We start from the raw sequence: 10,946 nt of genomic DNA on the forward strand, positions 1-10,946 counted from the left end.
ACCAGGTGGCGAGCATCGTAGGCGGACAGGCCGAACTCCTCGGCGAAACGAGCGGCCTTCTGGTCGGGCAGCTCGGGCAGCTTGGCGCGGACGCCCTCGATGAACTCATCGGAAAGGTCGTAGGGCGCCAAGTCGGGCTCGGGGAACAGGCGATAGTCGTCAGCGGTTTCCTTCACGCGCATGACGATGGTGTGCTTCATGGTGGGGTCCCAATGGCGGGTCTCCTGGTAGATCTGACCGCCCTCTTCCAGAACCTCGGCCTGACGGCAGATCTCGTAGGCCAAGCCGTCATGCAGGTTCTTGAAGGAGTTCATGTTCTTCAGCTCGGTCTTCACGCCCAGCTTCGTGGAGCCGCGGCGACGCAGGCTGACGTTGCCGTCGCAGCGCATGGAGCCTTCCTCCATGGAGCAGTCGGAGATGCCGATGGCCAGATAGATCTGGCGCAGCTTCTGCATGAACAGGCGCGCCTCCTCGGGCGTGCGCAGATCGGGCTCGGTGACCAGCTCGATAAGCGGCGTGCCCGCGCGGTTGTAGTCGACCAGCGAGTGCGTGGCGCCCGCGATACGGCCCTCGTCGCCGCCGATGTGGATCATCTTGCCGGCGTCTTCCTCCATATGGATGCGCGTGATGCCCACGTGCGCCGTGTAACCGGAATCGGTGACGGTGACGTTCTCGCACGTCTCGCCCGGCTTCAGGCCGGCGATGTCGCCGCGCTCCTTGGCCGCCGGGCCGTCGACGTCCAGATCAAGATGACCGCGCATGCAGAACGCGACCGGACCCTGTGTGGTCTGGAAGTTCTTGGCCATGTCGGGGTACATATAGTTCTTGCGGTAGAACATGCTGTGCTTCTCGATGTCGCAGTTCGTGGCCAGGCCGGCAAGCACGATGGACTCGATAGCGGCCTTGTTCGGCACGGGCAGCGCGCCGGGAAGGCCCAGGCACACCGGGCAGGTGTGCGTGTTCGGGTCGGCGCCGAACTCGAGCTTGCAGCCGCAGAACATCTTCGTGTTCAACGTGGTCAGCTCGGCATGGATTTCCAAGCCGATGACTGCCTCCCAATCCTTTAATACCTCTTCAAGCTTACGCATTAGTAACGCACCCCCAAACCCTTCGTCATCCCAAGGGCCTGCGCCCCGCTTCGCGGTGCTCGGCCTGCAACAGTCCACTGGACTGTTGCATCTTTCAGCACTTCTTCAAGCTTACGCATTACTCAATCACCTTCCCGTCGGCGAAGTTCGGGGCCACGGGGGCTTTGCCGTAGGCGGCCTCGAGCGCCATGGCGGCGCGGAACATGTTCTCATCCTTGAACTGCGGGGCGATAAGCTGCACGCCCACGGGCATGCCGCTTTGCGCGCCCAGACCGCACGGCACGCTCATGCCGCCGTTGCCGGCGATGTTGATGGAGATGGTGAACACGTCGGACAGGTACATGGTTGCCGGATCGGCGATCTCGCCGAACTTGAACGCCGTAGCCGGAGCCGTGGGCGCCAAGATGACGTCGCACTGCTCGTAGGCGTTGCGGTAATCCTGCGTGATGAGCGTGCGGACCTGCTGGGCCGGATAGTAGTACTGCTCGTACACGCCGGCGGAAAGCAGATAGCTGCCCAGCATGATGCGGCGCTTCGCCTCTTCGCCGAAGCCGTGGGCACGGCTTGCCTCGTACTGGCTGCCCAGGTCCTTGTGGCCCTCCTCGCAATAGCCGTAGCGCACGCTGTCGAAGCGGGCCAGGTTGGAGAACGCCTCGCACGGGCCCAGCACGTAGTATGCGCTGATGGCGGCGTCGATATGCGGAAGATCGACCTCGACGATGGTGGCGCCGGCGGCCTCGAGCTTGGCAGCCGCCTCGGACACGCGCTCCGAAACCTCGGAAGACAGGCCCTTGGCGTCCATGAAGCTGCGGACCACGCCGACGCGCATGCCCGCGACATCCTGCTGGCATGCGGCGCGGAAACCGGCCTTCACGTCCTGCGACGTGCAGTCCAGGGGATCATGGCCGCACAGGGCGTCCATCGCGGCAGCGGCGTCCTCGACGCTGCGCGCGAACGGGCCGACCTGGTCGAGCGAGCTGCCGAAGGCCACGACGCCGTAACGGCTGACCGTACCGTAGGTGGGCTTGACGCCCACGATGCCGCAGAAGCTAGCGGGCTGGCGGATGGAGCCGCCGGTGTCGGAGCCCAGCGTGACGCACGCCATGCCCGCAGCGACAGCTGCCGCAGAGCCGCCCGAGCTGCCGCCCGGGACGCGGCCCAGATCCCACGGGTTGCGCGTGGGGCCGAACGCGGAGGACTCGGTGGTGGAGCCGAACGCGAACTCGTCCATGTTCAGCTTGCCCAGCGGCAGACCGCCGGCGTCGATGATGCGCTGCACGCACGTTGCGGTGTACGGGGACACGTAGCTCTCCAGCATGCGGGAGGAGCAGGTGGTGTGCGTGCCCGTCATGTTCATGTTGTCCTTGAACGCCACCGGCACGCCAGCCAGCGGGCCGAGCGTGTCGAACGTGCCGTCGGCGATGGCCTGGTCCACGCGCTGCGCGGCGGCCATGGCAGCCTCGGAAGTGACCTCCAGGAACGCATGCACCTGCTTATCGGCCTGCGCGATGCGGTCGAGGCTTGCCTGCGCAACCTCGCAGGCGGTGAACTGCTTCGATGCCAGACCCTCGCGGATCTGCGCGATGCCCATATCGGAGATAGCCATTACGCGTCGCCCCCTTCGCCCAGGATAGACGGGATCAGGAAGCTGCCGTCCTGCTGCTTCGGCGCGTTCTCAAGCGCAACCTGCTGCGTGAACGATTCGGTTTCCACGTCCTCGCGCATGACGTTGGACAGGCTTCCGATGGGGTGGAACGTAGGCTCCACGCCCTCGAGGTCCAGATGCTTGATGGACTGCAGCGTTTCGATGATGTTGTTCAGATCGACCGTCATCTCGGAGAGCTCCTCCCCGGAAAGGCCGATGCGCGCGTATTCCGCGATTCCGCGGACCTCGCGCTCGGTAAGGTATTGGGTCATTGGTTTCTTTCCTTTCGATTCCAACGCACGTGTTAGCGGCCACGCTGCAAAGCGACAACTACCCCGCATCCGATTGCCGCCAGCACAATCGCGACACTTGCGGACGCACCGGGGAAGCCGACACAATGGCGGCACCCGCGGACACGCCGAGCAAACCGGCGCAGCCCAGCTCCACGCACGCTGAAAGCGGTTAGACCGTTAACTTGGCTATGATAGCAAACAAGCCCGCCCATCAGGCCGCGAACCCTCAGGCGACAGCGATTCGATAGACACCGGCCCGGCCATGCCGCATCGCTGGTCGCTACGCAATGCCAGCGAGCTTCAAGTCTTCATCTACCAGATGGCGAAGATATTCCGACCGCTTCATTCCCAGCTGCGCTGCGCGGATGTCGATGAGCAGGATTTTATTCACCGGCTCCTTAAACCCCACCTGCTTCATCTCCTCATCGAACATGAGCGGACGACCGGGACCATATGTAACTGGCCCGCTAGGTTCTCCATGCAAAATGCCGGCAGCGGCATCCGCCTCCCATTGGTCAAGCTGTTCAGGCGTAATGCCGAATTCTTTTTTGATTTCATCCGCAGACATTGCCATGCCTACCGCCTCCTTGCCAATAGCCCAAGTTCGAACAGCACTCTTTTCGTTGGCGGCTCCATTGCGTGGTAAATCACTACCGCAGAAGATTTTTGGGAGCCAACTAGCTCAACAACCCTTCCGTCTTCCGTAAGCCCGATAGCAACGACTTGGTCTTCATACGGAGCCTTTCGGTGTTGCGATGCCATTCGATTTTCCCAGGCGTACCGTATGCTCTCTTCGTTTAAGCCGTGTTTAAATGCATGCTCCGCGACGACGAGTCTGTTCATGAATGCCTCGAATTTCGTACAACGATATTCTAGCAGGCTTTACCTGCGAAAACTATCATTGTATTCCGTGGTTTCGAGGATCTTGCAGAAGAGGAGAGGGCACCCCGGAGACGGATGCCGGCCACGACATTCCCGCAGACCCAACGCCCGAAGGGAAAGCATCTGCACTGGCTCATGTAATGCAAGGATTCTAACATGCGCACAGATGTTCGTGCAAGCGAAACCGAACATATTTTCGCTATTGCAAGCACAAGCAACTCGCGCGCCACCCGCTCGCGCCGGGAGCCCGCCCTCGGCAAGCTATTCTCGGTTGAATACAACCCAAACTATAGTCCAACTTCATCTGTTTGCGTGCCTTTCATTTGGATTCGGAATCGAACGCCCATGGCGCTTGCATCGGCGCTTCGCCACGGCGTATACTGCCCCCTCGTAAAGGAGCGCGGGTGACCCGGAGCAAGTCCAGGCATCCAGCCTCGCAGCAATGAAACGAAAGGCGCTGACGTGACCACATCGGTTGGTTCGTGCCCCGCAGAACGTGACGCGCGCTTGCGCGTGGGGTTCGTGGGAGCCGGCAAAATCGGGTTCGCCCTGGGAACGCATCTGTTCGAACACGGATCGAAGGTCTCAGGCTATGCAAGCCGCACGCAAAAGGCGGCGATTTGGGCATCGCAGTGCACGCAATCCGTTTCATTTTCCTCGCTGCAAGCGCTTCTTGATTCCACGGACCTCATCTTCATAACCGTGCCCGATGGCGCCATCGCCGAAGCGGCAGGCCAGCTGGCCGACGCCGCGGCGAACACGCCGGCAGGCGGCCTTTCCGGAAAACTGGTGTGCCACGCAAGCGGCGCGCTGACCTCCGGAGAGCTCGACGCGTGCCGAAAAGCCGGGGCAGCCTGCGCGAGCGTTCACCCGCTGTGCGCCGTGCCCGACGTCCCGACCAGCGCCGATGCGCCCGATCGCCTTGCCGGCATGTTCTTCACGCTTGAAGGCGACCAGGCCGCAGTCGACGCTGCGGGCGCGCTGCTGGATGCGGCGGGCAATCCGCACTGCACCATCGCGGCCGACGCGAAGGTTCGCTACCACGCCGCGGCGGTGTTCCTGAGCAATCTGGTGTGCGGCCTTGCCTCCGAGGGGCTTGGCATCCTGGAAGGCTGCGGGTTCACGCCCGAGCAGGCCCTGCAGGCAGCCGGCCCGCTATTCACCGGCAATTGCGCCGCCATCGCGCAAAAAGGCCCGCAAAACGCCCTGTCCGGCCCCATCGAGCGCAACGACATCGAAACGGTGCGCAAGCATCTGGCCGCATTGGACGGGCAGGCGCGCGAAACCTACGCCACGCTGTCGCTTTCCGTTTGCGAGCTGGCCGCGCGGCGCCACCCCGAGCGCGATCACGCCCCGATGAGGAATCTGCTGGAATCAGCACAAACCCGCAGGTAAAGCGAAGGAGAGAGACCAATGAAAAACACCGTGGCAACGTTCGCCCAGGCCAAGGCCGAGGGCCGCAAGCTCGCCATGCTCACGGCTTACGATTACTCCACCGCGAAGCTCGAGGATGAGGCCGGCATCGACGGCATCCTCATCGGCGACTCGCTGGGCAACGTGGTGCTCGGTTACGAGGACACCCTGTCCGTGACCGTGGAAGACATGATCCACCACAGCGCCGCCGTCGCCCGCGGCGCCAAGAACGCGCTGATCGTCTGCGACATGCCGTTCTTGTCCTACGAGGTCAGCGTGCCCGACGCCGTGCGCAACGCCGGTCGCCTGCTCAAGGAAGGCCGCGCGAACTGCGTGAAGTTGGAAGGCGGCGAAGAGGTCTGCCCGCAGGTTGCCGCCATGGTGGCCGCCGGCATCCCCGTCATGGGACACCTGGGCCTGACGCCGCAGTCCATCAACGCGTTCGGCGGTTTCAAGGTGCAGGGCAAAAGCGAGGCCGCTGCCCGCAAGCTGATCTCCGATGCGAAGGCGCTCGAGGCCGCCGGCGCGTTCGCCATCGTGCTCGAGGCCGTGCCCGCCAAGCTTGCCGCCCTGGTCACCAAGGAAGTGGGCGTCCCCACCATCGGCATCGGCGCCGGCGCCGGCTGCGACGGCCAGATCCTCGTCTACCAAGACATGCTGGGCATGTTCAGCGACTTCTGCCCGAAGTTCGTCAAGCGCTTCGCGAACGTTGGCGAGGCCATGCGCAACGGCTTCGCCAGCTACATCAACGAGGTGCGCGAGGGCTCCTTCCCCTCCGCCGAGCACACGTTCAAGATCGACGACGAAGTGCTCGAGAAGCTGTACTAGCCGATAACCGGCGGGCGGGCGCGGTGCGGGCGCGAGACGCCCTCGCCGCGTCCGCCTTCCCAAACGATTCGCAAACGCTCCGCATCCCGCGGTGAATCTGAGACCGTCGACGCTCTCAGATTCACCGCGAGTCGGTCAGGGCCCTAACGCGACAAACCGCGCGCCGAGGTGTCCAGACCTGCTGCGTCCACGGCATCTCGACCCCGCCGCTTCACGATTTACCGAACCCGAAAGGAAACCTACCAAAATGCTTACCGTTGCCACCACCCCCGAACAGGCGAAACAGGTCATCAGCGAGTGGAAGGCGCAGGGCCTGAGCGTGGGCCTCGTTCCCACCATGGGCTACCTGCACGAGGGCCACGAGAGCCTGATCAAGCGCGCCGTCGCCGAGAACGACCGCGTCATGGTCAGCGTGTTCGTCAACCCCATCCAGTTCGCCCCGGGCGAGGACCTGGAAACCTACCCGCGCGATTTCGAGGCCGACAAGCGCCTGATCGAGGGTGCCGGCGCCACGCTGGTGTTCCATCCCGAGCCCGCCGACCTGTACTTCCCCGATGCGTGCACCTACGTCAACGTGGAGGGCATCACCGCCGAGCTGTGCGGTAAGACGCGCCCGACGCACTTCCGCGGCGTGTGCACCGTGGTTAACAAGCTCATGAACATCTCCCAGGCCGACCGCGCCTACTTCGGCCAGAAGGACGCCCAGCAGCTGGCGGTCATCCGCCGCATGGTACGCGACCTGAACATGAACGTGCAGGTTGTGGGCTGCCCCATCGTGCGCGAGGAAGACGGTCTGGCGAAAAGCTCGCGCAACACCTACCTGTCCGCTGACGAGCGCGCAGCCGCACTCGTGCTTTCGCGCGCCGTGGCCGAGGGCCAGCGCCTGATGGAGGCCGGCGAGCGCTCCGCCGCCACGGTGCTGGGCGCCATGAAGCAGCTCATCGAGGCCGAGCCCCTGGCGCGCATCGACTACGTCGAGATGGTGTCGTGGGACGGCATCAAGCCTGTTGAGACCGTCGATGGCCCGGTTCTGGTTGCCATGGCCGTCTACATCGGCAAGACGCGCCTCATCGACAACTTCATCTTCGGCGAATAACTTTGATTTTCAAAACCTACGAAAGGACCAACAACCGTGTTCTCTACCATGCTGAAGGGCAAGATCCACCGCGCCACCGTCGTCCAGGCCGAGCTTGACTACGTGGGCAGCATCACCGTCGACGAGGACCTGATGGATGCCGCGGGCATCCGCGAGTACGAGCAGGTGCAGATTGTCGACGTGAACAACGGCCAGCGCTTCGAGACCTACGTCATCGCAGGTCAGCGCGGCAGCGGTATGATCTGCCTCAACGGCGCCGCCGCTCGCTGCGTCTCGGTTGGCGACAAGGTGATCATCATGTGCTACGCCCTGATGACCCCCGAGGAAGCCGACGCGAACCCGCCGCGCGTGGTGTTCGTCGACGACGACAACCGCCCCGAGCGCATCACCCGCTACGAGCGTCATGGCCGACTGGAGGACATGGACCGCTAGCATGTCGGCAGCATCAGACGCTTAACGCTACGTCCCCGATGCGCCTGACCCAATCGCCTGGACCGCTGACGCGGTATGGCGGAACCCGACAGCTAACGCTACGTCCCCGAGGCGTCTGGGCGAAGGGGTCGGAAACGAACAGAGGCCGGGATACGCAGAGCAGCTGCGCATCCCGGCCTCTTGCATTGTCGGAACAGCGATACCTTTTAGTGCACCTGCACAAGGGAGAAGACGTCGGCATCGGTGACCTTGGCGATGGCTTGGCGCGGATTCAAGAACGCCAGCTCCATGAGAAAGCCCATGCCCGCCAGCGAGGCGCCGAACTGCTCGATGAGCTTGGCCTGCGCCTCGGCGGTACCGCCGGTGGCGACCAGGTCGTCCACGATCAGCACCACGTCGTCGGGATCGATGGCGTCGGCGTGGATCTGCAGCTCGTCGCTTCCGTACTCCAGGTCATAGCTTTCGCTGCGCACCTTTCGCGGCAGCTTACCCGGCTTGCGGGCGGGCACGAAGCCGGCATGCAGGCGATACGCCACCGGCGCGCCGATCATGAAGCCTCGGGCCTCGGCGCCGACGACCTTCGTCACGCCCGCATCCTTGAAATGCTCGGCAATGGCATCGATGGTGGCCTCGAAACCGTCCGGATCCTTCAACAGCGTGGTGATGTCCTTGAATACCACGCCCGGCTTCGGATAATCAACGATGTCGGTGATATGGCCTTCGAAATCGAACGACGACATGGCGGTCCTTTCCTAGAATATGCGACCAAGCCATTGTAGCGCCACCGGGCAAGCCTGGCGCCGCCGCGCATCGAAATCGGCCGTTTACGGCATCAATGTCCACGAACCCACATGTTCGCCACGCCGAAGCGCTGCAGCTCCTCGAACAGAAACGGCAGGTAATACGGCCAGGCGCCGCAGCCTTTGCTGGAAAAGCCCTGCGCATCGCTGAGCACCTCGACGCTCCATTCCAAGCTATCATCCTGAGCAGCATATGGCTGATAGGTTTCCTCCCATGAGGCAAGTTCGAAGCCAAGCAGCTGACCGCGCAATGCAGCGGCATCCTCGGGGTTCAACTGCAGAAACTCGCGCTGCCCCATCACGCCCAGCTCTTGCTCGAGCGCCGCGCCCAGCTCATCGAACGTGATGCGCACGGTGCTGCGATTCTCCACGGAGCCGCGCATGGCCAGGTTGAACTCCACCATGCGCGCGCAACGCAAAATCTCGAAACGCCTATCCACGCGCATGCCCTCGTCCACATCGTGCTGGCCGACGATGAGCTGCTCGCCCGAACGGGCTCGATAGCACCCCGCCGGGACCAGCGAGTCGCCATCGATGCGCAAAATGCCATCGACGTCGAACTTCGCCCCTGAAGGCAACGGCTTCCATTGCGCGTACGAATCGGATGATTCGCCCAGGCGTTGCAATGCGCGGTGGCATTTCCCCAGGTTGCCGCGGTAGTAATCGAACCCGTCATCAAGCGCCGCCTCGAAGTTCGCCGCTGCCTGCACGTAATACGCCTGCGCCAGCGCATAATCCTGCGCACAGCCGCGACCGTATTCGAAACAGCCCCCAAGCCTGAAGGCAGAGCTTCCCAGCCAATCAGGCTCGTTGCGGCCCTGCGCCAGCCGATGCGCTTTGCCGTACAGCGCAAACGCCTGGATGTCCGCCGCGGATTCGTCCTCGACGTCGATGTTGCGCCAATACAGCATGTCGCCAAGCTTGTACAGCGCCTCCGGATGCTCGCAAAACGCCGCCTGCTCGAACAACTCCACCGCCAGCTCAGGGTCTTCTTCGCCCAGACGACCGTATTCGTAGATGTAACCCAGGTTCACCGCGGCTTGCGGGTTGCCGAAACTCAAGCTTTTCTCGTAGAACCGACGCGCCGCCTCGAAACACCGCTTGTCGTCGGAGGCAAGCCCGTCGTTGTAAAACCGCGCGCCGATGTCCAACGACAAGCTGCCGCGTTGCTGGCTGTCGCGCGATTCGTCATATGAGGGGTCAAGATTGCGTAGGTCCATGTGGTTCCCTTCGAGGTATACCCTTCCACCATAGCAGAGAATCAGCGAAGGCGGCCCGAAGCCGCTGCGCTCAAGGAGGGAACGGGCAGGCGAAACGACCTACTCGTATCCCTGCAGCAGCTCGCGCAGGTAGTCCGCGTATCCTTGCCGCAAGCTTGACGGCGACTCCACCGTGATTTGGCCGGCGAATTGGGCTATCCAGCCGAAGAACACCGGCGTGGCCATGGCCGCCACGCTCACGCGGGCGGTCCCGTCCCCCATGTCGTCCACGCGCGCGTCCTTTCCGAAGCGATCGACCACGGCGTTCATTGCGCTTTCCCTCACGCGCAAAACCGCGCGCACCGAGCTACCCGAGAACATGCCGAACACGCGCCGGTCGTATTCATCCGCATCGAACGTGGCGATGCGGGCGTTTCGCGTTGCGCGCTGCTGCGTCACACAGATGTCGCACATGCGGTCGACGCGGTAGTTGGCGAAGTCGTCGTACTTCTCGCTGTAGCAAACCAGATAGTAGAAGCCGTCGGAATACATCAGCTGCACCGGCGTTTGGATGTACGGCTTGCCGCCATGGCGAAACTGCACGCGCGCCGAGCAATCGTATCCAGTGTATTTGAACGACAGCATGCGCTTGGCGGCGATGGCCTCTTGGATGACGTCGACGTTGCGGAACACGCTATCGTTTTGGCTTTTCACGCGGCCGCCGACGTGCACGTGCTTTTCCAGGCCCTTCACCTGGTGTTTCGATCCCAGGCTTTTGATGGAACGGACCAGGGAGGCTGACTGCCGCGCCGTGAGGAAGCGGCTTCCCTGCACCGCGTCGATAAGCAACAGCAGCTCGGATTTGGTGAAGGGGCGCCTGGCAAGGAAGTAACGCACGGGTTTAACGTGTTGCCGCTGGATTTCGATGCCCGCGTTGTTCAGCGCTTCGAAATCGCGATAAAGGGCCTTGCGCTCCGCGGACACGCCCGCCGATTCCAGCTCCTCGAGGATCTGCTCAAGCGTCAGCCCTTGCTCGTCGTCGGTATTCTCGAACATGATCTTCAGCAGCGCCAACAAACGCTCTTTGCTGACTTCCTTCGCCATAGGGACCCCTCACGCAGCTTCCTTCGCGCACATTGCGCATCTGCATATGATAGGCGATTTTCGCTACCGCACGGGTAGACGGGCGGAGCGGTAACGTACTATTTCTTTCGCAAATTGAAAGCCGAATACGTCTAGGAATGAAAAAGACATGGTCGTCAGCCATCGG

11 protein-coding genes are annotated in these 10,946 nt (G+C 62.8%); 4 read left to right on the plus strand and 7 right to left on the minus strand.

The features are described 5' to 3' along the window. The 4 genes from gatB to Q0H50_RS06070 form a co-directional block, all read right to left on the minus strand. A partial coding sequence (gatB, locus tag Q0H50_RS06055; RefSeq protein WP_294420517.1) for an Asp-tRNA(Asn)/Glu-tRNA(Gln) amidotransferase subunit GatB occupies positions 1 to 1,088 on the minus strand: 1,088 nt, incomplete at its 3' end. A 118-nt stretch (positions 1,089 to 1,206) separates the two neighbouring features. After that, positions 1,207 to 2,694, minus strand: coding sequence for an Asp-tRNA(Asn)/Glu-tRNA(Gln) amidotransferase subunit GatA (gene gatA / locus Q0H50_RS06060; protein WP_294420519.1), 1,488 nt, complete (start codon positions 2,692 to 2,694; stop codon positions 1,207 to 1,209). Next, entirely contained in the window at positions 2,694 to 3,005 is a 312-nt protein-coding gene (gene gatC / locus Q0H50_RS06065) for an Asp-tRNA(Asn)/Glu-tRNA(Gln) amidotransferase subunit GatC (protein WP_294420522.1), read from the minus strand. Before gatC ends, gatA begins: the two co-directional genes overlap by 1 nt. Positions 3,006 to 3,306: 301 nt before the next feature. Next, positions 3,307 to 3,600 (minus strand): hypothetical protein, encoded by a 294-nt coding sequence (locus tag Q0H50_RS06070; protein WP_052297917.1) that lies wholly within the window; start codon positions 3,598 to 3,600, stop codon positions 3,307 to 3,309. Between the two features lie 770 nt (positions 3,601 to 4,370). Between Q0H50_RS06070 and Q0H50_RS06075 the strand changes: the two genes are divergently transcribed. From Q0H50_RS06075 to panD, 4 genes are all read left to right on the plus strand, one after another. Continuing rightward, entirely contained in the window at positions 4,371 to 5,303 is a 933-nt protein-coding gene (locus Q0H50_RS06075; protein ID WP_294420523.1) for a Rossmann-like and DUF2520 domain-containing protein, read from the plus strand. Positions 5,304 to 5,321: 18 nt separating this feature from the next. Beyond that, positions 5,322 to 6,149: a 3-methyl-2-oxobutanoate hydroxymethyltransferase gene (panB, locus tag Q0H50_RS06080; protein WP_294381989.1), complete on the plus strand. Its 828-nt coding sequence runs from the start codon at positions 5,322 to 5,324 to the stop codon at positions 6,147 to 6,149. A 247-nt stretch (positions 6,150 to 6,396) separates the two neighbouring features. After that, a complete protein-coding gene (gene panC, locus Q0H50_RS06085; RefSeq protein WP_294420525.1) occupies positions 6,397 to 7,245 on the plus strand; it encodes a pantoate--beta-alanine ligase in 849 nt (282 codons plus the stop codon). 36 nt (positions 7,246 to 7,281) lie between these two features. Next, positions 7,282 to 7,677 carry an aspartate 1-decarboxylase gene (gene panD, locus Q0H50_RS06090; protein ID WP_114620913.1) on the plus strand — a complete coding sequence of 132 codons (396 nt, stop codon included), beginning with the start codon at positions 7,282 to 7,284 and terminating at the stop codon, positions 7,675 to 7,677. A 206-nt stretch (positions 7,678 to 7,883) separates the two neighbouring features. On the opposite strand, the gene Q0H50_RS06095 is transcribed toward panD, so the two are convergent. The 3 genes from Q0H50_RS06095 to Q0H50_RS06105 all read right to left on the minus strand — a co-directional run bounded on the left by Q0H50_RS06095 (position 7,884) and on the right by Q0H50_RS06105 (position 10,780). Beyond that, entirely contained in the window at positions 7,884 to 8,417 is a 534-nt protein-coding gene (locus tag Q0H50_RS06095) for an adenine phosphoribosyltransferase (protein ID WP_294420527.1), read from the minus strand. A gap of 92 nt (positions 8,418 to 8,509) precedes the next feature. After that, positions 8,510 to 9,697 (minus strand): tetratricopeptide repeat protein, encoded by a 1,188-nt coding sequence (locus tag Q0H50_RS06100; protein WP_294420529.1) that lies wholly within the window; start codon positions 9,695 to 9,697, stop codon positions 8,510 to 8,512. A gap of 99 nt (positions 9,698 to 9,796) precedes the next feature. Next, complete coding sequence (locus Q0H50_RS06105; protein ID WP_294420531.1) at positions 9,797 to 10,780, minus strand: WYL domain-containing protein; 984 nt, start codon at positions 10,778 to 10,780, stop codon at positions 9,797 to 9,799. Between the last annotated feature and the right edge of the window lie 166 nt (positions 10,781 to 10,946).

The sequence above is a fragment of the uncultured Senegalimassilia sp. genome (assembly GCF_934632265.1).
In the GTDB taxonomy this organism is placed as follows: Bacteria; Actinomycetota; Coriobacteriia; order Coriobacteriales; family Eggerthellaceae; genus Senegalimassilia.

What these genes read in the sequence shown, in the direction of transcription:
- Q0H50_RS06105 (WP_294420531.1), bottom strand. Translation starts at nt 10,780, where the DNA reads ATGGCGAAGGAAGTCAGCAAAGAGCGTTTGTTGGCGCTGCTGAAGATC.
- gatA (WP_294420519.1), bottom strand. Translation starts at nt 2,694, where the DNA reads ATGGCTATCTCCGATATGGGCATCGCGCAGATCCGCGAGGGTCTGGCA.
- Q0H50_RS06070 (WP_052297917.1), bottom strand. Translation starts at nt 3,600, where the DNA reads ATGGCAATGTCTGCGGATGAAATCAAAAAAGAATTCGGCATTACGCCT.
- panB (WP_294381989.1), top strand. Translation starts at nt 5,322, where the DNA reads ATGAAAAACACCGTGGCAACGTTCGCCCAGGCCAAGGCCGAGGGCCGC.
- gatC (WP_294420522.1), bottom strand. Translation starts at nt 3,005, where the DNA reads ATGACCCAATACCTTACCGAGCGCGAGGTCCGCGGAATCGCGGAATAC.
- panC (WP_294420525.1), top strand. Translation starts at nt 6,397, where the DNA reads ATGCTTACCGTTGCCACCACCCCCGAACAGGCGAAACAGGTCATCAGC.
- Q0H50_RS06095 (WP_294420527.1), bottom strand. Translation starts at nt 8,417, where the DNA reads ATGTCGTCGTTCGATTTCGAAGGCCATATCACCGACATCGTTGATTAT.
- Q0H50_RS06100 (WP_294420529.1), bottom strand. Translation starts at nt 9,697, where the DNA reads ATGGACCTACGCAATCTTGACCCCTCATATGACGAATCGCGCGACAGC.